Origin of the sequence: Vibrio navarrensis (genome assembly GCF_015767675.1) — a bacterium.
Classification (GTDB): domain Bacteria; phylum Pseudomonadota; class Gammaproteobacteria; order Enterobacterales; family Vibrionaceae; genus Vibrio.
In genome coordinates this window covers 885968-906992 of sequence record NZ_CP065218.1, presented here as the reverse complement: position 1 = coordinate 906992, position 21025 = coordinate 885968, and the positions used below count along the sequence as shown (strand labels likewise).

General features: G+C 52.2%; 19 protein-coding genes. 10 read left to right on the top strand and 9 right to left on the bottom strand.

The window, feature by feature from the left end:
* Nucleotides 1-158: 158 nt before the first annotated feature.
* Complete coding sequence (exaC, locus tag I3X05_RS20685; protein WP_045571323.1) at nt 159-1679, bottom strand: acetaldehyde dehydrogenase ExaC; 1521 nt, start codon at nt 1677-1679, stop codon at nt 159-161.
* 235 nt (nt 1680-1914) lie between these two features.
* Here exaC and I3X05_RS20680 point away from each other — a divergent pair, with 235 nt between their 5' ends.
* Nucleotides 1915-3675, top strand: a complete 1761-nt coding sequence (locus I3X05_RS20680; protein WP_045571324.1) for a sigma-54-dependent Fis family transcriptional regulator — start codon at nt 1915-1917, stop codon at nt 3673-3675.
* Nucleotides 3676-3734: 59 nt separating this feature from the next.
* Here the strand turns inward: I3X05_RS20680 and I3X05_RS20675 are convergent, their stop codons facing one another.
* Both I3X05_RS20675 and I3X05_RS20670 read right to left on the bottom strand, forming a co-directional pair.
* A complete protein-coding gene (locus tag I3X05_RS20675) occupies nt 3735-5750 on the bottom strand; it encodes a sensor domain-containing diguanylate cyclase (RefSeq protein WP_045571325.1) in 2016 nt (671 codons plus the stop codon).
* Nucleotides 5751-5989: 239 nt separating this feature from the next.
* A complete protein-coding gene (locus I3X05_RS20670; RefSeq protein WP_171816743.1) occupies nt 5990-6643 on the bottom strand; it encodes a glutathione S-transferase family protein in 654 nt (217 codons plus the stop codon).
* Between the two features lie 110 nt (nt 6644-6753).
* On the opposite strand from I3X05_RS20670, the gene I3X05_RS20665 reads away from it, so the two are divergent.
* From I3X05_RS20665 to tyrS, 4 genes are all read left to right on the top strand, one after another.
* Nucleotides 6754-7587, top strand: a complete 834-nt coding sequence (locus I3X05_RS20665) for a LysR family transcriptional regulator (RefSeq protein WP_082069736.1) — start codon at nt 6754-6756, stop codon at nt 7585-7587.
* A gap of 51 nt (nt 7588-7638) precedes the next feature.
* The gene (locus I3X05_RS20660; protein ID WP_337971230.1) at nt 7639-8013 is read left to right on the top strand and encodes a rhodanese-like domain-containing protein; all 375 of its coding nucleotides are present in this window, start codon (nt 7639-7641) and stop codon (nt 8011-8013) included.
* A gap of 87 nt (nt 8014-8100) precedes the next feature.
* Nucleotides 8101-8943 (top strand): helix-turn-helix transcriptional regulator, encoded by an 843-nt coding sequence (locus I3X05_RS20655; protein ID WP_045571329.1) that lies wholly within the window; start codon nt 8101-8103, stop codon nt 8941-8943.
* Between the two features lie 86 nt (nt 8944-9029).
* A complete protein-coding gene (gene tyrS, locus I3X05_RS20650; protein ID WP_045571330.1) occupies nt 9030-10292 on the top strand; it encodes a tyrosine--tRNA ligase in 1263 nt (420 codons plus the stop codon).
* Nucleotides 10293-10365: 73 nt separating this feature from the next.
* On the opposite strand, the gene I3X05_RS20645 is transcribed toward tyrS, so the two are convergent.
* The 4 genes from I3X05_RS20645 to I3X05_RS20630 form a co-directional block, all read right to left on the bottom strand.
* Nucleotides 10366-10836, bottom strand: coding sequence for a heme-degrading domain-containing protein (locus tag I3X05_RS20645; protein ID WP_045571331.1), 471 nt, complete (start codon nt 10834-10836; stop codon nt 10366-10368).
* Nucleotides 10833-11873, bottom strand: a complete 1041-nt coding sequence (locus I3X05_RS20640; RefSeq protein WP_045571332.1) for an oxidoreductase — start codon at nt 11871-11873, stop codon at nt 10833-10835. The genes I3X05_RS20645 and I3X05_RS20640 overlap by 4 nt, the downstream gene beginning before the upstream one ends.
* 1 nt (nt 11874) lies before the next feature.
* Nucleotides 11875-12642 (bottom strand): DeoR/GlpR family DNA-binding transcription regulator, encoded by a 768-nt coding sequence (locus I3X05_RS20635; RefSeq protein ID WP_045571333.1) that lies wholly within the window; start codon nt 12640-12642, stop codon nt 11875-11877.
* 212 nt (nt 12643-12854) lie between these two features.
* Complete coding sequence (locus tag I3X05_RS20630; protein WP_337971229.1) at nt 12855-14918, bottom strand: alpha-amylase; 2064 nt, start codon at nt 14916-14918, stop codon at nt 12855-12857.
* Nucleotides 14919-15304: 386 nt separating this feature from the next.
* On the opposite strand from I3X05_RS20630, the gene I3X05_RS20625 reads away from it, so the two are divergent.
* Together I3X05_RS20625 and I3X05_RS20620 are read left to right on the top strand one after the other, a co-directional pair.
* Nucleotides 15305-15754, top strand: coding sequence for a DoxX family protein (locus I3X05_RS20625; RefSeq protein WP_337971228.1), 450 nt, complete (start codon nt 15305-15307; stop codon nt 15752-15754).
* Nucleotides 15755-15784: 30 nt separating this feature from the next.
* Nucleotides 15785-16480 (top strand): pirin family protein, encoded by a 696-nt coding sequence (locus tag I3X05_RS20620; RefSeq protein WP_193167400.1) that lies wholly within the window; start codon nt 15785-15787, stop codon nt 16478-16480.
* Between the two features lie 124 nt (nt 16481-16604).
* On the opposite strand, the gene I3X05_RS20615 is transcribed toward I3X05_RS20620, so the two are convergent.
* Both I3X05_RS20615 and I3X05_RS20610 read right to left on the bottom strand, forming a co-directional pair.
* The gene (locus tag I3X05_RS20615; RefSeq protein WP_337971227.1) at nt 16605-17771 is read right to left on the bottom strand and encodes an AAA family ATPase; all 1167 of its coding nucleotides are present in this window, start codon (nt 17769-17771) and stop codon (nt 16605-16607) included.
* 111 nt (nt 17772-17882) lie between these two features.
* Nucleotides 17883-18776 carry an EamA family transporter gene (locus tag I3X05_RS20610; protein WP_337971226.1) on the bottom strand — a complete coding sequence of 298 codons (894 nt, stop codon included), beginning with the start codon at nt 18774-18776 and terminating at the stop codon, nt 17883-17885.
* 112 nt (nt 18777-18888) lie between these two features.
* Between I3X05_RS20610 and I3X05_RS20605 the strand changes: the two genes are divergently transcribed.
* From I3X05_RS20605 to I3X05_RS20595, 3 genes are all read left to right on the top strand, one after another.
* Nucleotides 18889-20289, top strand: coding sequence for a PLP-dependent aminotransferase family protein (locus tag I3X05_RS20605; RefSeq protein WP_337971225.1), 1401 nt, complete (start codon nt 18889-18891; stop codon nt 20287-20289).
* Nucleotides 20290-20369: 80 nt separating this feature from the next.
* On the top strand, nt 20370-20765 hold the full coding sequence (locus I3X05_RS20600; RefSeq protein ID WP_193157482.1) for an ACT domain-containing protein: 396 nt from the start codon (nt 20370-20372) through the stop codon (nt 20763-20765).
* A gap of 48 nt (nt 20766-20813) precedes the next feature.
* Nucleotides 20814-20987 (top strand): hypothetical protein, encoded by a 174-nt coding sequence (locus I3X05_RS20595; RefSeq protein WP_171816744.1) that lies wholly within the window; start codon nt 20814-20816, stop codon nt 20985-20987.
* Nucleotides 20988-21025 lie beyond the last annotated feature (38 nt).

Genomic DNA, 21025 nt, shown 5'->3' with positions numbered 1-21025 from the left:
TGAATTTATTTTTTTGCACTATTTGCGTGCAGATGCGCCTTTAAGTTGCAGCACTTGCACCAGATAGGTGAGAAAACCCCAGTCAAGCCATAAAAAAAGCCCTGAGGTTTCAGGGCTTAGAGTGAAGTTTAACCTGTCGGTTTATTTAACCTGCCAACTTAGAAGAAGCCAAGTGGATTGACATCGTAACTGATCAGCAGGTTTTTGGTGTTTTGATAGTGATTGAGCATCATTTTGTGCGTTTCACGGCCAATGCCCGATTTTTTGTAGCCGCCAAATGCCGCATGGGCGGGATAGGCGTGATAGCAGTTGATCCAGATCCGCCCCGCTTCGATATTACGTCCCATGCGATAAGCGAGGTTCTGGTCACGCGTCCACACCCCAGCGCCGAGGCCATATTCGGTGTCGTTGGCGATCGCCAAGGCCTCTGCTTCATCTTTAAAAGTGGTCACCGCGATCACCGGGCCAAAGATCTCCTCTTGGAATACGCGCATTTTGTTGTGACCTTGCAGTAGGGTTGGCTGAATGTAGTAGCCTTGCGACAACGCATCTTCTTGCTGGGCGATTTCACCGCCGAAAATCACTTTTGCACCTTCCTGACGACCGATTTCAAGATAGCTAAGGATCTTGTCAAACTGCTCTTGCGAGGCTTGCGCGCCCACTTGACAATCGGTATCCAGCGGGTTGCCTTGCTTGATGGTTTTCGCCCGCTCGGCCACTTTGGCAATAAACTTATCGTAGATGGATTCATGCACCAGCACGCGTGACGGACAGGTACACACTTCACCTTGGTTGAAAAACGCCAGCAAGGTGCCTTCAATACACTTGTTCAGATACTCATCTTCGTGGTCAAACACGTCTGGGAAATAGATGTTCGGTGACTTACCGCCCAACTCCACGGTGGATGGAATTAAGTTATCGGCTGCACAGCGCAAGATGTGGTTGCCCACTTGCGTTGAGCCAGTAAAGGCCAATTTGGCGATGCGGTTACTGGTCGCGAGCGCTTGACCGGCTTCAGCGCCAAATCCGTTGACCACATTGATAACACCCGCCGGGATCAAATCGCCGATTTTTTCCATCAGAACTAAGATCGACGTTGGCGTCTGCTCTGCCGGTTTCAGAACCACACAACAGCCTGCCGCCAGCGCGGGTGCCAGTTTCCACGCCGCCATCAGCATCGGGAAGTTCCACGGAATGATCTGTCCGACCACGCCAATCGGTTCAGGGAAGTGATAGCTCGCGGTATTGGCATCAAGCTCCGCCGCGCTGCCTTCCTGCGCGCGGATACAACCAGCAAAATAGCGGAAGTGGTCAACCACCAGCGGTAAATCTGCCGCCAATGTTTCGCGCACAGGCTTACCATTTTCCCACGTTTCGGCCACCGCCAGCTCTTCCAGATGCGCTTCAATGCGATCGGCGATTTTCAGTAAGATATTGGAGCGTTCTGTAACACTGGTTTTCGCCCACTGCGCTCTGACATTGTGCGCAGCATCCAGCGCGAGATTGATGTCCGCTTCTCCTGAGCGAGCGACTTTGCAGTACGCCTGACCGTTGACCGGAGAAATGTTGTCGAAATAGTCACCGCCGACCGGTTTCACCCACTCTCCGCCAATGTAATTGTCATAGTGAGATTTGAAGCTAACGATGGCATTTTCACTGCCTGGTTGTGCATAGATCATAACTCGTCCTTTTGTTTCTCGTTCAGTGTTGACAGTGTCGAAACGCACTGTTGTCCAACTCAACAACGCAAGTCACAGGCCAACAACAACAAGCTTGTTGTTAAACAAATGTAAAACTATGATTACCAAACGATAACAACTTGGGTGAGTTCAGATTGAGCAGAAGTATGGTGTGTTCACCAGTGTTCAAGTGCTACAAAATGGCACACTCTCACTGTGACAAAATGGTACAGTCATGCAACTTCAACAGGTTACTAACCCCAATTGGCTTTCCAGCTCTTGGAATCGCAGTGAACAGGCCGGCCTAAAGCAGCGCCGACGCCCAGAAGATGTGCGTTTAACTGCTGCACTGCTCAAAGATCGTCGCCAGCAAAACAGCGTACTGATTGACAGCGTCAGTCAATATGCGTTGCCCCTTTTTAATCAGTTGTTTGCGCACAGTGACAGCCGTTTGATTCTCACCGATGCAGAAGGGGTAATTATCGGCAGTTGGGGACAACCGAAATTTCGTGAAAGACTGACCGAAATCGCCCTAAGTTCCGGAGCCTGCTGGCAGGAAAAGCTCAAAGGCACCAACGCGATTGGCACTGCCTTAATCGAAGCCAAACCCATCTCGGTGATTGGCGATCAACATTTTATACAGCATCACCGCTTTATCAGCTGTTCTGCCAGCCCACTCTTTGATCACAATGGGCAGTTGATCGGTATTTTGGACATCACCAGCGAAGAGCAAAAGCATGATTTTTCCACCCAAGTGCTGGTGCAAAACATGGTGCAGCAGGTAGAAAATCAGTTGCTAAACCAGATCCCAGATAGTCATATTCGGGTCGACTTGGCCTGTGAAACCTCCCTGCTGCACAGTGGCTGGCAAGGCGTGATCATCGCCGATGAGGCGGGAACAATTTTGGCGCACAACCAAGTAGCCAAGCAGTTGTTAGCGCGAGACAAGGTGATCGGCCAGCCGCTGGAGAGCATTTTGCATCAGCGTTCATCCCAGCATCCGCTGGTGTTTGCCACCCAAACCTTGGGCGAGAAAAAGCGCCGCAGCCGCGCGATTTGCGCCTCAAACGATCTTCACTTTGGCGACAGCAGAGTCGAGCATTGCTGGCAACAAGCGAACCGCGTCATCGACAAAGATATCCGTTTGCTGATCCTCGGAGAAACCGGGGTGGGTAAAAATGAGTTTGTAAAAGCGCTACACAAAAACAGCGCGCGCAAAAACGGGCCATTGGTTGCGGTTAACTGCGGCGCACTACCAAAAGATCTGATTGAATCGGAGCTGTTTGGCTATCAGGCGGGCGCTTTTACTGGCGCGAGTAACAAGGGCTATCTGGGTAAGGTGCGCCAAGCCGACAAAGGGATTTTGTTTTTAGATGAGATTGCCGATCTGCCTTTAGCGGCGCAAAGCCGACTGCTGCACGTACTGCAAGATAAAACTGTTCTGCCGATTGGCTCGAACCAGAGTGTGCAAGTGGATACACAAATCATCGCCGCTACGCACAAAAATCTTGAACAGTTAGTGGCGCAGGGCGAGTTTCGTCAGGATCTCTACTACCGCCTCAATGGCCTCATCATCGAACTGCCGAGCTTGCAACAGCGCAGCGACAAACAAACGCTGATAGAGCAAATTCACCGCCGTTATGCCGAGAGCGATCAATCGATTTGCCCTCATCTAATGGCGCTGTTGCTCGATTACCACTGGCCGGGCAATTTACGCGAACTCGATAGCCTGCTTAAAGTGTCCGCGCTGATGGCACAAGGTGAAGCGCTGCTGACGCTCAGCCATCTGCCGAATCACCTTGCTGGCAAACTGGGCCAACCGCAACCTCACTATGAGGAAGAAGCGGCGGTCAAAGACATCAAATCGACTGTCGATGAATCTTTGCTGAAAACCTACCAAGCGACACAAGGCAACATCAGCAAAACCTCGCGTTTGCTTGGCATAAGCCGCAACACCATTTATCGCAAACTTAAGAGTTTGGGGATGCTGAGCTAACAAGTATCGACAAAACAATGACAACACTTAAGATGCCCCCAGCGCCACTATTGACGCAGTTAAGCTTGGTAAAAATAGTAGCCATTTTTCCCCGCCAGTTTGGCTTGATACATGGCTTCATCGGCTTGCTGTATCAGCCTTTCAGCGCTGATATCACGATTTTCTGGATATAGACTGATACCAATACTGGCCGACAAGCTCATTTCATACCCTGAGACATGCAGAGGTTTAGCGATAGAGCTGAGTAAACGGGTTACGATCTGAGTCGTGCGGTGTTTATCATCAATATCCGACAGAATCACAATAAACTCATCGCCACCAAAGCGCGCTAAAGTATCTTCTTCTCGGGTAATGGTTTTCATCCGCTGTGCCATCACGCACAGCACTTCATCACCCGCCGTGTGCCCATATTGATCGTTCACATCTTTAAAGCCATCTAAATCAATAAACAGCAGTGCAATGGCGCGGCCATATTTTTTCGCATTCAGCATCGACGTATTCAGACGCTCTTGCAGCAAAAGACGATTAGGAAGTTTGGTTAAGGCGTCGTAATGGGCAATTTTTTCTAAGTGGTACTCGTGCTCTTTGAGCGCGGAAATATCAGAAAACAGCGCGACATAGCGAACATCCTCTACCGGATCGCTGACCCGGCTAATGGTTAGCAATTCAGGATAGATTTCGCCGTTTTTACGTTTATTCCAGATCTCGCCGCGCCAACACCCTTCAAGGTGTAAGGTCTTCCAAATATTGTGATAAAACGCTCGGTCGTGAATACCGGATTTGAGCATTTTCGGCGACTGACCAATCACCTCTTCTCGACTGTAACCCGTGATTTGGCTAAACGCCCGGTTAACATCCACAATCAAACCGCGACTATTGGCAATCAAAATTCCCTCGTGAACATATTTGTACACATCGGCGGCGAGTGCCAGCTGCTGCTCTCGCGCTTTATCTTCACTGATGTCAATGTGAGTGCCAAACATCTCTAGCGGTTTACCACTTTCATCCCACAGCGCCACTTTGCCCCGATCCATCACCCACACCCAATGTCCGTCTCGGTGACGCATCCTCACCTCACACTGGTAGTACTCCTGCTCACCAGCAAAATGCGCTTGCAGCTTTTTCTCTGATTTTTTTACATCGTCGGGATGAAGGAGTGCAAGCCAAGTTTGGATAGAAATAGGCCCTAGTTCATGCAACTGATAACCAATAATTTCCGCCCAGCGCGGGTTAAACTCGGTCTTACCTGTCTGAATATTCCAATACCAAGTGCCTGCATCGGTCCCCTCGATCACGTTTTCCAGCCGCTCAGTTTGCGCGCGCAATGTATCTCGTGTTTTGCAAATTACGTCTAACATCTCGTTGACGGTGTCGGTCAATAAGGAAAGTTCGGTATAAGAAGAGGAATGAACCTGTGCGGTGGGTAAGCCATCGGCATCTCGCTCAACTAAGGTATTGGTAATTCGTTGTAGCGGACGGGTCAAAATCCATCGTATCAGGGTTGCCGAGATCACGGTTTGCATTAGCAGCAGGCCAAGGGCCGTGAGTAACGAGTTCAGCAATAGGCTTCTTTTTTCCTGCTGTAGTTCTTCACCACTGCCATACACTTTGACATAGCCAAGCAGTGTACCCTCCGCGTTTTTAATTTCTCGCTGCTGGAAAAACAGTGAAGAAGCGAGCAAGTGCTCATCTTGGCTAGGTATAAACTCACGCACTTCACCTGTTGGCATTTTAATCAAACCGACGGCAGAGAAAGGCGGTTCAGAGGCGGATTCTAACCAAGAAGCTTCCAGCAAGATGGCCAGCAGCGCTTTATGATTCTCGGTTTTCATTTCTGTTTGCACCAAGAGCGAATAATCAGCAAGATGACCGGTTTGCAAATCGGTAGTAATCGCACGGCTTAGCCGCTCTGCGCTCTCTTGGGCTTGACCAAGGAGCTCTTCTTCCAGCATCTCAATGCGCTGTTGGTAGGTGTGAAAGGCGTAACTGGCGATGACCAATGACGTGGTCAAGATCACCATGACCACCAAACTCAGCGCTAAAGAACGCCCCCGCTGTAGAGCCCATTTATCCATACGATCCTCCAGCCATTGAGACACGCTCATACAGGACAAGAAGGACTTGCAAAGATTGCACCAACATTGTCTCGCCCCTCTGGATAGATGACTATACAGCTATGATTACATGTCAGTAACTATAAGCGATACGATGCCGGGCTAAGGTTTTTTTTTGTCACTTTTTGATAGAAATCATAATAACGTGGAGACAGATTGTCGCTAAGGTATACTGACCTCAGCGACAAGGTGAGAAGCCGTTAGATTGAAACCTCTTCACCCGTTTCGTCTTCGCTAACAATATCGCTCTCTTGAGCCGCTTCCGCCAACCAACGCTGCATCGCGGCGCTTTGCAGTACTTTGTCTCGATAGAGCGCGGCTTGCTCTGACAGCGGGATCTGATAAGTGATAAAACGCAAAACCACCGGAGCGTACATGGCATCGGCAATCGACCAGGCACCAAACAGCCATTGCTGCGGGTACTGCGCCATCTGTTCACTCCAAATGGCATCAATACGGGCGACATCGAGACGTGCCTGTTCAGAAAGTGCCACTTTACGCCTCGCGCGGCAGTTCATTGGTAACTCATTGCGTAATGCGCTAAACCCTGAATGCATTTCACAAGCGATGGCGCGCGCTTTGGCTCTTTCTCGCACATCGCTAGGCCACGCTTTTCCGCCTAATTTCACTTCGTTGAGGTACTCCAAAATCGCCAAGGAATCCCACACCACCCGCTCACCATCAACTAAAGCAGGCACTTTCCCTGTAGGCGTAACTCCCTGTAATGTTTGGTAAAACTCAGGGGTAAACAACTTGAGCTTTTCAATTTCGACCTCCAGTCCGTTTTGAGCAAACCCCAACCATGCGCGTAGTGACCAACTAGAGTAGTTTTGATTTCCTATGTAGAGCTTCATTGTCATTCCTTTTTCAGTTGATATCGCAAAACAATAGGGCAAGTTTTTCTGCGCGACTAACGGATAGTTTTTATATAACCTATTCAAAATTACGATGGATGAGGCAAACAATGGACATTGAAGCTTTACGCAGTTTTCTTGCTTTTGTCGAAACGGGCAGTTTTACCCGGGCGGCAAAACAGATCAGCCGCACACAATCGGCTTTCAGTGCGCAAATGCGCAAATTGGAGGAAGAGATTGGCGCTTCGCTGTTTATCAAAGAGGGGCGCTATTTGGTCCTTAGCGATGCTGGAGTGCGCCTCACCACTCATGCGCGAAATCTGGTGACGCAGCATGATGAATCCTTGTCTCAACTGCAGCATTTTCAGGATAAACGACCGCTGCGCCTTGGCTGCCCGGAAGATTACAATCAAACCGTGCTGCCGACGTTAGTGGCCAAGCTGCAACAGTTACAACCCACCTGCTCGATACAAATTTACAGCTTGCCCAGTGTCGATTTGCGTCGCCAATTAGACGCGGGCGAGCTGGACTGCGCGATTCTTACCCGCGCGCCCGATAGCGAGGAAGGCTACTGGCTTACCTCCGATCAGGGCGTGTGGATCGCATCGCCGCACTATCAAGCCGACCACCAAAAGCCGCTTACTCTGGCGCTGTTTCAAACCGACTGCAAATATCACGCGGCTGCGATTGATGGCTTGACCAAGCGTGGTATCGCTTTTCACCTTTTGGCCTGTTGCAATACCGCCTCGGCGCAGCGCGCTTTGGTCGATCAGGGTTTAGCGATTGGCGCCATGGGACGCCTCAGCGCTGGTAATAAAGTGCAAATATTGGCCGATATGCCTCCCCTACCTAAGGTGGATATTGTGTTGGCAGTCGCCGCTAAACCACACCCTTTGCTCAGTCAACAACTGCTGAAACAGCTCGAAAATGAGTTTGTTTGTTAGCCTTGAACCTTCATCTATTGGTTTTGATGACACGACGAACTGGAGAACAACATGCCAAAACTTAACTGGAAATCAGCCTGTCTGACGTTATTGCTTCTCGCACCTTGCGGGCCACTTCTCGCCTCTGAGCGCTCAGAAATGGCATGGGAATGGGTAGAAAGCGGCGCGCTGCTGATCGATGTGCGCACTGCCGAAGAGTTCGCCAGTGGGCATCTCGAACACGCGCGTAATATCCCTCTTAGCGAGGTTGCCACCGGCTTTCGCTCGATTGATAAAAGCCAGCCGATCGTGGTCTATTGCCGCAGCGGCAACCGCTCGTCCATCGCCATGCAAGCGCTGATGAAACAAGGTTTCACCAATGTGCACAATGGTGGTGGCCTGAGTGAAATGCAGCAAACTCAACTGGAAATGCCGCCACTTAACTGAGCTTTCCATCTTAGTAAAACCAAGGGACTCGACCAAACCCAGCAGAGTCGGCATACTGTCAGCTGTGCTTTTCGCTCGGTTAGGATTATGCAAGTCAGTCTCTTGGAATATCACGCCTTGGGTGATGCGATTATCTCGCTCAATACGCCCGCCTTTACTTCGCGCTATGTGGCGCTGCTGCGCGAGATTGTCGATTTTGACTGCGCGGTGATGCTCGGCTACCGCCACAACAAACACCCGATTTATCTCTACGATTCGATTCCGGATAACCGCGAACTGCTGTTTCAACGCTACCTGACTGAGTCATATCAGCACGATCCGTTCTATCGTTTGGTGGCCGATACGCAACAAGAAGGCGTGTTTCATCTCAGCGAGATGAGCGGTGCGCCGCACAGTTATCAGCAAAGCCATTACCAGCAGCAGTTTTATCCGCAAACCGGCTGGCAGGATGAAATGAGCCTGGCGGTGCAACTCGACCATGAGCGCTGGATTTTACTCTACCTTGGCAAACTTGCTGTCGGACGCAGTTTTTCCGCGCAGGACCGGCAAGCGCTCAAAAGCCGATTCCACACGCTGGCGCCGCTCTGCCGCCAACATTGGAGCGCCAATGCGCTGCTGCTGGCTCACAGCGATGACACCGCGCTAGAGAACGAGACCAACCACACGCCCGACATGCGCCGCTGGGTGGAACGCGCGCTGGCCAGTTTTGGCACCCAACTGCTGAGCCCACGCGAGCAGCAAATTACCGCCTTGCTGGTACAAGGGTTGGATTCGCAAGAGATCGCGACGCAACTGGGCATCACACACGGCACGGTCAAAAATCATCGCAAGCGCATCTACGCGCAGCTCCATGTCGCCTCGCTCAGTGAACTGTTTCAGCTGTTTTTAAATCACTTGATTGGCGCACCCAACCATTCACCACGCGCCTGAAAAAATCACCGCGATTATCCCTTTAGGGACATCGCCGACACAAAGCCCTTTCCGTTACTCTGCCTGCAAGACATCTTGGAGGCTGTATGAATTCCCAAACCCTATTTCATGATTTAACCGCGCGCGGCCTGATCGCGCAAAGCACATCGCTCGATGAACTCGCCGCCCTATTCTCTGAACCGCAAACCCTGTACTGCGGCTTTGATCCAACCGCGGGCAGCCTGCACATTGGTCACTTGGTGCCGCTGTTGATGCTCAAACGTTTTCAGGATGCGGGGCACCAAGCCATTGCGCTGATTGGCGGCGCGACGGGCATGATTGGCGACCCAAGCTTTAAAGCCACCGAACGCACACTCAACTCAGCGCAGACCGTGCAGCAATGGGTGGACGATTTACGCCAGCAGATCACGCGCACCATGACGCCGCATCTCACCCAGCCACTGCGGTGTGTCAATAACGCCGACTGGACAGGCCAAGTGAATGTGATCGACTTCTTCCGCGACATCGGCAAACACTTTTCAGTCAATGCGATGATCAACCGCGAATCGGTGAAACAGCGTCTGGCTCGCCCGGACCAAGGCATTTCGTTCACCGAATTTAGCTACTCGCTGCTGCAATCGTTCGACTTTGCCCATTTAAACCGCGAACATCAGTGTCGCCTGCAAATTGGCGGCAACGATCAATGGGGCAACATCGTCAGTGGCATCGACCTCACGCGTCGCTTGAACAACCAAACCGTGCACGGTTTAACGCTGCCACTCGTCACCAAATCCGACGGCAGCAAATTTGGCAAAACCGAAAGTGGCGCCGTTTGGCTGGACGCAAGCAAAACCTCACCCTACGCGTTCTATCAGTTCTGGTTGAACAGCGATGATGCCGATGTGTACCGTTTTCTGCGTTACTACACCTTCCTCTCGGTGGACGAGATTGCACGCATTGAAGCCGAAGATGCCGCGCGAAGCGGCAAGCCGCAAGCGCAGCAAATTCTGGCCGAAAACATCACTGCGTTTGTGCATGGTGAAGCGGGCTTAGCGAGCGCGCAGCGCATCAGTGACGCTCTGTTCAGTGGCGCAGTTGCACAGCTCAGCCTAGATGAACTGGCACAACTAGAGTTGGATGGGCTGCCACGCACCACCGTTAGCACCGCAGATGATGTGGTTGAACTGCTGATCGCATCGCAACTCGCCAGCTCAAAACGTCAGGCGCGTGAATGGTTAGCTGGCGGCGCCATTCGCGTCAACGGGGAAAAAATGGCCAGCGCCGATTTGAGCCAGAGCTTTGCGCTGTTCGATCGCTACTACCTGCTGCAACGCGGTAAAAAGCATTTTGCGCTGATCAAACTGAGCTAAATTTACACTGTAAACAAAGCCTCAAAACCTTGTGAATGACGCCAAACTAAGAAAAGCCCAGCACGGGCTTTTCTCATTTTTCGCTCTCAGCCATCACCTGAGCAAGTGCCTGCGTGACCAAATTGTGATCGTGCAAAGAAGGCAGACCAGAAACCGTCACCGCCCCCACCAATCCAGAACCGGCAATACGAATCGGAAACGAGCCGCCATGAGCGCAATATTCTGCGGCATCAATGTGCGGCTGAGTTTCAAACTCGCGCTGCTTTTGCGCGTTGTACAGCGACAGGTAGTAAGAACTGCGGCCATATCGCAGTACCGAATTGCGTTTACGGCGCAGCCAATCGAGATGATCCGCGCACGTGCCCGGCATGGCGTATTGGAACAGTGTTTGGCCAAAACCATACACTTCGATCGCCACCGCAGCTTGCTGACTTTCCGCCATCTGTTTGAGCGCGCAGCCCAGTTGCCATGCCACATCGTGGTTAAAATGGTTCAGTTGCAGCGCCTCTTCTTGCTGCGCAATCTCGACCAGTGTCAGGCTCATAAGTTCACCTGCAACGTTTGACCTGTTTTGCTGCTCTCCAGCGCCATTTCAATCAGCGCGATGTTTTGCAGCGCCTGCTCTGGCGGCACCGGGTTGGCGGTGCCGAGACGAATCGCATCCGCCACGCCTTTGAAATAGAGCTGGTAGCCGCCCAATTCCGTCGGAATGGTTTGTGATCCCGTTTCGCTGTACAGCTGACCATACAGCGACGCCTCTTCTTGTGACCACTGCGGGCTGTCCGGCTGCTTGCCTTCTTTGAGGTAGCTTTCCTGCGGATCGAGGCCGTATTTCTCATACTTCGCCAGGCTACCCAGCACTTTGTAGCGCAGATTCGGCTCTGGGCTGTAGAGGTTCGAATGCAGGTGCACCAAGTGATTTGGGTAGTGCAGGATCAGGTTGTAGTAATCGATGGTGGTCGCGCCCGGGCGCATCATGCGGCACTGAGCATTGATCGCTTGTGGCAAGCCAAACAGAGCCAGCGCTTGGTCCAGCAGGTGCGGCGCCAAATCAAACAAAATACCGCCACCGTCTTGCGCCAGTTCACGCCAGCGCTGACGAATTTGTGGACGGTAGCGGTCAAAGTGGGATTCAAACAGTTTGATGTCGCCCAAACGCCCTTGTGCCATCAGCTTTTGCAGGGTGAGGAAATCGCCATCCCAACGACGGTTATGGAACACGCTCAGCGTTAGGCCTTTTTCCGCTGCCAACGCAATCAGCTCTTCGCCATCTTCAATGCGTGTCACGAACGGCTTTTCAACGATCACGTGCTTGCCATTTTGCAGCGCGCGTTTGGCCAGCGGGTAATGCACATCGTTCGGCGCGGTGATGATCACCAGCTCCGCATCGCTGTTGTCCAGCAGATCATTCGCATCGCCAAACCATTGCGCGCTCGGCCAATCGGCCGCGACTGCGGCTTGCTGGCTGGAACTGATCGCACTCAGCGTCAGCTCGGGCAGCGCGTTGATGAAAGGCAAGTGAAAGGTTTTCGCCGAATAGCCGTAGCCGATCACGGCGGTTTTTACCGGAGCGTAAGTCATATCAAAACTGTCCTTCTGGTGCGGTCGCCACAACACACTGAATGTCGTGACGGTCAAATAATTCTTGCAGTGCTGGCGCGGGGGGCGCGTCGGTGATCACCATGTCGATCGCCGCCACATCACACACGTGATGAAAATTCTCGCTGCCCATTTTGCGCTGTTCGCACACCAAAATGATCTGCTGCGCTTGCGCCATCATCGCGCGTTTCATCGACGCTTCTTGCTCATAATTGGTGGTCAGGCCGCGCTCAGACAGCGCGCACACGCCAATAAACGCCTTGTTGACATGATAGCCAGCCATTTGCTGTTCAGCCTGCGCGCCTAAAATAGCGCGGCTGTACGGATCGAAATGACCGCCCAGCAAATGGACCGAATGCGAACAGCCCTCTTCAACCTGAGCCAGTGTGTTAACCGAGTTGGTCACGATGGTCGCGGGTGCCGCCAGATAACCGGGGACCAGCGCCAAGGTGGTGCTGGTATCGAGCACAATATAATCCTGCGCATCCACCATGGATGCCGCGCACTGCGCCAACGCGTGCTTGCTCGCGCTGACGGTTTTGGCCGAGAACGGCTCGCTTTTCGGCGACACTGGCGCCAGCATCGCACCGCCACGAATGCGCTGAATGCCCGGCAACTGGGTGAGCTTCACCAGATCGCGCCGCGCGGAATCACGCGATACGCCAAATTGGTCACAGATATCAGTCAGGGTCATTTTCCCCTGCTGCTTAATCAGCATTTGTAAGTGAATCAGGCGCTCTTCTTGCGTCATAAACTTAAAATTACGTAAGTGGTTTTAATGCATTATGCCGAGTTAAACGCTGGCGGTCGAGATCTTTTTCGCTGTGATCTTGACCCGTTTTTGCTGTTTTTATTTGCCTCGGTTGCAATCAAGCGCATCTGCTTGCGACGGGTAATACAGGAAAAAGTTAAAAAAATCCCTCGAACTTTGTCGAGGGATTAAATGGGTGAGGTCTATGCTGACTATTTTTCCGTTCGGCCGACAAAAGCGACCACCACCTTGTCATCGCCTTTGGTGCGAGAGAAAACATACACACCCTCTTGCTCTATCACCTGATGCACTCCAGCACCAATCGCCGGGTGAGCTTGTCTGAATTTGGCGACGGTCTGCCAGTGTTTCAACAAGCCTTGCTGCTCGTCATTGAGCGTCCAGACCATATCTGAGCGCGTTCCCTGATGGAAATCGTCGGCATACGGGCCAATGTTGCGGCCGATCTCATCGCCGTAATAAACCTGTACTGCTCCGGGGCTCAGCAACAATGCATTGGCGGCGTTACGCTGCATCGCATCGTCTTTGAAGCGGCTGAAAAACAGCTCCGTGTCGTGAGAAGACATGTAACTGACCGGATTAAAATCTTTCTCTTTGGCGATGGTATTCGCGTAATCCTGATAAGTATCCGCCATTTGACTAAAACAAGCCGCGCCTTTATCCAGTTTTTTCTGCATGTCGAAGTTGATCAAAGCATCAAAGCCATCATCAAAATAGGGGCTGCGATACGCCGAATGGCCCCAGACTTCGCCCATCATCCAGAAGGGTTCACCGGTTTTTCCGTTGGCTTTACGCCACTCTTCAAGGCGTTCGCTGCCGGCTTTTTTCAACCGTTGCCACACCTCGCCTTCAACGTGCTTCACTGTATCAACGCGATAACCGTCGATACCAAAACGTTTCACCCAATCGCTTTGCCATTCAATCAGATAATCGGCCACGCTGTAGTTTTCTCTCGCCACCACACGCGTACCGGGATTGTTGAGCAGCCAAGCGGGCGGCGTCACAGCTTTGGTCGATTCAGTGATGAAATCGGGTAGACCGGCCAACGACATGGTGATATCGCTGCTACCCGGAGCCTGATAGCCGGGCAGCCCCGTTCTCACCCAATCTGGCCCCCACCATTGCCGCCAGTTTTGGCTTTGGTAATCAATCGCTTGATGGTAACTGTGCCAGTTCTGACCTGCTTGTGGCTGCCAATCGGCCCATTTGGGCGGCAGTTGCCCCTCGGGTTTGATGACGTTTAAGCCATCAAACTGTAAGTCAGCCAAGGTCGAATAGCCGGAATGGTTGATCACCGCATCAAGCAAGACTTTGATGCCACGTTTGTGCGCTTCATCAACCAAGGTTTTTAGGTCGGCGTCGTTGCCAAAGTTCTGGTCAATTTTGGTGAAATCGCGCGTCCAGTAGCCGTGATACGCATAAAAAGGAAACGAACCGCTGTCGCCGCCGCCAACAAAGCCATGCACTTGCTCGACAATCGGCGAAAGCCAAATTGCATCCGTGCCAAGGCTTTGAATGTAGTCAAGCTTTGCAATCACACCTTGCAAATCACCGCCATGAAACGTCCCCACTTCCTCTTTGCCATCTTTTTTGCGCCCGTAGCTGTTGTCGTTACTCGGATCGGCGTTGTGGAAACGATCAACCATGACAAAGTAGATGTTGGCGTTGCGGTAATCAAAACCAGCATCTGACTTGGCCGGGGTCACCGGTTCAAGCAGCAGCAGACCGCCAGAGCGCGCCGCTGGGGTTAGCGACACGGCACCATTTTTCACTGTCACGGTTTGGCCGCTGTACGCGTCGCGCAGTTCAGTGCCGTCGGCAAAGGTGTCACCAAGGTTCACACTCACTTCCCCGCCAGCGTACACTTCACATTCGACTTGCGGCACGGGGCGCTTAAACTCGCTTTTGGCGACCTTTTTCGGTTCACGCTTAAAGGTCAAGGTATTTGCACTTGCATCAAAATCAAAAGCGTAATCGCCGCTAAAGAGGATTTTCAACGGTAATTCGGTGGCTTTGCCACAGTTTAGCGAAATCGGTTGGTTAAACTTGATGCGCTGGTCGTCCTGCGCTTGGCAGTTCCCCTCAAGCCCGGTCACTTTCAAGGTGTAGGTATCTTTGACGAGCGGCACCACTAACGGCTGCTCAGCGCTGAGTGGAAAGTCGCGGCTGTTGGTGGTGGTTGAAATGGTCAAATTGGGCTCAGCGACCGCAGCGGCCGAGCTGAGCAATAAAGTCAGGGTAATGGCATTGAGTTTCATCGTTCAGTCCGTTGTTAGAATAGTTTTGTTCACCGTGCATGGTAAAAAACTCTGTGGCAACGGACATCATTCACCGCCACTACGCCCTAAAATTTAACCCCTATCACAAGTTCGCCAATCAAGGGCGTAGGCGATGAATATTCGCTCGTTCACCTGCTCGAAGGTAAACGAAACGCGGCTATCAATCGCTAGCACATACCTAAACGGCGAGCGTGGCAGTAGCAACCCTTAAGAAGCTCCACCAAACTCATTCGAAATAATTGAACGTCTCAATCACAAACTAGTGATTACTGCAAGCGACTTTTCGCTCTAAACTTGCTTCAACGCTTGAGAGATAAAGCCTCTCTCAAAACAAAAAGACATTAAAAATTATTGAGGATATGAAGATGAAATCACTAATCAAAAGCTTAGCTGAATCGAAAGCAGGTTACGGCGCGCTGGCCCTTCGTTTGCCAATCGGCATTATTTTTATGGCTCACGGTGCGCAGAAACTGTTTGGTTGGTTTGGCGGCTATGGCCTTGCAGGAACCGGACAATGGATGGATTCCATCGGCCTTGGCCCTGGCATGTTGATGGCTGGCCTAGCAGGCAGTGCCGAGTTTTTTGGCGGATTGGCCATTTTGCTCGGCTTGCTGACTCGCCCCGCTGCCTTTGCACTTGCCTTTACCATGCTGGTGGCGATTATTTCTGTACACCTTGAGAATGGCTTGTTTATGGCCAACAACGGTTACGAATTTGGTTTGGCTCTGCTGGCCGCAAGCGTATCACTGGCTTCTTCAGGAGCAGGAAAACTGGGCCTAGATAGCCTTCTTAGCCAAAAACTGGCTGGAAAATAATCCACTCTCACAGAGTTCGGAGGAGACATCATGATCAGCGTAAGACAAGCACAAGAGCGCGGGCGCGCCAACTTTGGCTGGCTCGACAGTAAACACACTTTCTCGTTTGGCAGTTACTACGATCCACAGCATATGGGCTTTTCCGCACTGCGTGTGATCAACGATGACAAGGTTATCCCCGGCGCAGGGTTTGAGACCCACGGTCATCGCGATATGGAAATCATCAGTTATGTGCTCAGCGGCACCATTGCGCACAAAGACAGCGAGGGCAACGTACAAACATTGCCTGCGGGTGAGTTCCAATTGATGTCGGCAGGCAAAGGCATCTACCACAGTGAGTTCAATGCATCCAAAGCAGATGATTTACGTTTTCTGCAAATCTGGATTGAGCCCAACAGCCTCGGCGGCCAGCCCGGCTATCAGCAGAAAGATTTTGGTCGAGAACCGGGACTGACGCCCATCGCCACACCTGATGGCCGAGAAGGCACACTGCACATTAAGCAAGATGCGACCTTATCACAGTTGATCTTAGCATCCGGTGAGTCATTCAGCTTAGCAGTGCAAGCCGGACGCAAGGTGTATGTGCATCTAGTTAGTGGCACGCTATCGCTTGATAGCACCATACTTCAGCCGGGGGATGGCGCCAAAGTGGTGGATCAAACCACGATTGAACTGCGCAGCTCAGGCAGTGAAACCGTCACCGCATTGGTGTTTGATTTACCCTAGACCAGACAAACTTAGGCGATAGTGCAGAAATGCGCGGTCGCCTCTTTATATGTGACCTTGTGCTGTCAACACAAACAGCACAACACCAACATATAATGATACGTTGCCGATACCGAATTTCTACCTATCCCATATCCGGCCAGCGCCAATTGGGGGTGGAAAGAATATCCATGCCCGGCACCACAGTCTGAGCAAAATCCTTATCTAACTCGATAGCGTTACATTCAGGGTGGGCTTGCAGCGCGGCGATTAATCGAGGCGCGTGCGACACGACCCACACTTGAGTATGGGCACTGGCGTGAAGGATCAGCCGCGCTAAAGCGGGCAGCAGATCAGGATGCAGGCTAGTTTCTGGCTCATTGAGCACCATCAGGCTCGGTGGACGAGGCGTTAATAGCGCGGCGACCCACAGCAAGTAACGCAAAGTGCCATCAGACAGTTCTGCTCCGCTTAGTGGTCGCAAAAGCCCATGCTGCTTAAACTCCAACGAAAAACGGCCATCACTGTGGTTGAGAATACGAATGGTCGCACCGGGAAAAGCGTAATCAATCGCCTTGAACAGCGTCTCTTTATCACCAATTTCAATGATGGTCTGCAATGCGGCAGCGAGATCTCGCCCATCATGATGCAGCACTGGCGTTCTTGTGCCTAATTGCGGCTGACGTGCTGGCGCCTCTTTATCGGTGCGAAAGTGGTCGTAAAAACGCCACCCGCGAATGATTTCACGCAAAGTAAACGCTTCAGGGGTAGCCATGGGATCGGCGATTTGATCAAACATGCTGTGGTATGTCGCAATATGCTGGGAAACCACCTGCCAGCTTCGACCCTCACGTGACTTTATCATTGCACCAGTGCGGTCAATCAAGGCGCTCGCCGGACGATAAACTGGCCCGTTCCAAATACACTCGCGCTTTACCTCGGGATCGCACCCAAACATGGAGATCGTCGGCGTTGGCAAGCCAAGCGAGATGGCGTAGCTAAAGTGATCGGTCGAAAAGCCAAGCCTCAGCCGCTTCACCTCCTGCCGCACGCTTTGCTCAACGGGTTGATCGCCGCGCCGCATGGCCGCCGTGATTTTTTCCGGGCCAGCCCAAAAGGTAGAGTCTAAGCCGCCCTCGGCCGCCAAGGCAGAAACCACACCGCCTTGCGCCGTTTCAGCCAGCAAGCGCAGCGCTTTATAGAGGTTGGACTTGCCCGTCCCGTTCGCCCCTTTGATCACATTCAACGGCCCAAGCGGGATGACCAGATCAAGAATGGAACGGTAATTATTAATCGCTAAAGCGGTCAGCATAGGATTCTCTGATGATGGATGCGGAGAAATCCTAGCATAAGAAGTCGTTAGACAAAAACCATCCTGCCTCGACGCTGATACCGCTATTTTATTCACGACTTTTCGAGGTGACTAGCGTACCAGCACCTCTGCTTGAGCAAGCGACGGCTTGGGTTTGGCTGGTTTAACAATCAAACCAATGCCAAGCAAAAACAGCGCGCAAGCGATGATCTGCGCCAGTGTCAGGGTTTCTGCAAACATAAAGAAACCACTAACTAACGCAAAGATCGGCACCAACAGCGTCAGGGGTGCAGCGGTACTTAACGGATACCTAATCAGCATTTTGTTCCACACCCAATAGCCGAACAACGTCGTTGGATAGGCCTGAAACACCACCGCTATGGTAGTGAACGCGCTCCATTTTTCCGCCGCTTGCCACAGGATATTTGGCCCGTGTAGCGCCAACGCAAACAGCACCAGTGGCAGCGGAGCAAACAACATTCCCCACACGTTAAAGGCAAAGGCTTGGGTGGTTTTCGACGCTTTGACGATCACGCCCATCACGGTCCAACTCATCGCAGCGGTTAAAATCAGCACCAAGCCGCTGAGCGTAATATTGCCTTGGGTGGCAAACACCAAAATCAGTAGCGCCACCAGTGCGCAGCCCGCGCCGAGTAATTTGCGACGTGACAAACGCTCTTTGAACACCACCAGCCCCATCAGCATGCCAAACAGCACGTTGGTCGAGAGCAAGATCGAGGACATTCCCGACGACAGGCCAGCGGTGATCGACCAAGAGGCCATGCCCCAGATGCCCACACCAAACACCAATCCATACGCCGCCAAATAGCGCCAAGCGACTTTGGGCCGCGCGATAAAAAATATCGCCGGAAACACGGCCAAGGTAAAACGGGCCGCCGTCGCCAAAAGCGGATGCACTTCGCTCACCCCTAACTTGATCATCGAGAAGTTAAAACCCCATATCGCCATCACCGCAACCGCCAACAGCAGATCTTCTCTTTTCATACTCTCTCCCTTCTACGCCAATCATCGACAGGCGGAGTATGGCTTGAGCAAGAAAAGGGATACAGATACAATTTTTACAATTAAAACCAGTACAATTTTAAGGGGGCGCAAGATGAGCCGTTATCAAGAACTGGCACAGCAGTTTGTTAGCGACATTGAACAAGGCCGACGCAAACCCGGCAGCCGCCTGCCGTCACTGCGCCAACTTGCCAAACAGCAAGCGGTGAGTCTGTCGACCGCTATCAGCTGTTATCAGGAGCTGGAATCCCAAGGGCGAATTCACGCCCGGCCGCAAGCGGGCTATTTTGTTTCGGCCAGTGCGGTTTCTCACGCCACCCCAGAATGGACGCAGTTTGTCAGCCAAATCTCTGCGGCGAAACCCAATCACCAGTTGCCTGCCGCCTTTAATGGACCGCTTGGGGTTTCCAGCACGCACAGTGAAGCGGCGGATGTGATTGAACTGGAACGCAGTTTTCGCCGTGCGGTCAAGCGCATGGGGGACAGACTCAATCGCTATCCAGACAGCCGTGGCGAACTTTCACTACGCACCGCGCTGAGCGATCACTTTACGCCGCTCGGGCTGCATTTTTCTCCTGACGAGGTTGTGGTGACATCAGGATGCATGTCGGCAATCAAAACCGCGTTGGAAGCTTGCACACAGCCGGGGGATGCCATCGCCATCAGTTCCCCTTGTTTTAACGGCATTTTGCAGCTCCTTGGCGAGATGTCACGCAACATCGTCGAAATTCCCTCACTGGATGACGGAGTTGATCTCGCTCAGTTGGAGACCCATTTCCAGCAAGGCGTGGTCACCGCAGCGATCTTCTGCACCTCGCACATGAATCCGCAGGGCATGACTATGTCGGTCAAACAGAAACAGGCCTTGGCAAAGTTGGCCAACCAATACCAGATCCCAGTGATTGAAGACGACGTGTATCTGGAGTTGAGCCACGAAGAAACAACGCCGCTACCGGCAAAATGTTACGACACCGATGGCTATGTGCTGTGGTGCGGATCGGTGTCGAAAAGCCTCTCCCCCGGTTATCGGTTGGGGTGGTGCCTACCCGGGCGCTATCTTGAGACGTACCAACGCCGCTTTTCGGTCAGCAGCTACGGCGTAGCAACCCCCATGCAGCTCGCCGTCGCCGACTATATCGCCTCGGGGCACTATGCTCGTCAGGTCAAAAAGCGGCGACAGAAATTGGCGCAGCTTAAGCGCGAATATCTCCAGTATCTCAGCGCCCATCTACCCGCAGAGGTGAAAATCAGCCAGCCGCAAGGCGGCATGGTTATCTGGCTACAGATCCCTGCTCTTGATGCAGATGCCTTTGCAAAACAGGCACAGGAGCAGCGGTTGGATGTACGTTTAGGGCAACTCTTCACCACGTTGGATTTGTATCAAGATTGTCTGCGCATCAACGCAGGGTATCCCTTACAAGATGAGGCCAAAGCGCAGCTCGACACGCTGCTCGCCCTGATTCACCAGTGCCGACAAAGCGATAAGCGCAGCTAATCATGGATTAATATCATACGGTGTACTTCGGCCAAATCGCCGCGTAAGCTTGCGGCCAAGCCACTTTACAAGGAGTTATTATGAGCGCGATTACCGATTTAGACCTGCTGCTAAAATCCATGTCACCCAAACTGCTCGACGGTGAGTATGTTTTCTGCTGCGTCGATGGTCCATTAGCCGACTATTTGCACCTAGAGCCGATGGCGACCTTTCGTGAGCAAGAAGGGCTGACCTTGGTTGTACCACGCGACAAAGCCGAGCTTGGCGGCCTGACATTTGATGGCATCTTTTGCCTGATTACGTTAACGGTGCATTCCAGTTTGCAAGCCGTTGGCTTAACGGCGGCGTTTGCGAGCCAGCTCGCCGAGCATGGCATCAGCGCCAATGTGGTTGCTGGTTATTACCATGACCACATTTTTGTCCCACAAGAGAAAGCGCACGCGGCAATCCAAGCGCTAGAATCGTTGGCAGAGTGAGACAAGCAGCCCCGTTAGGCTGCCATAGTGACGCAGTGAAAGGAGGCCATGCAGGACGGAAAGCTGCGCCAAAGCGGGATCATAGGTGCCTGTGATGAGCGTGTGCGGGTCAACTTGGAAAACGAAAAACTGCGCCAGCATGGAACGAACGATGTCTTGTTGGTAGAGAATTGGTTACAAAAGCGCTACAAATTAGTGAGGGATTGTTTAAAACACGCGTAACTTAAGCGAAACACCCCCGGCTTTCACGCCGAAAACCG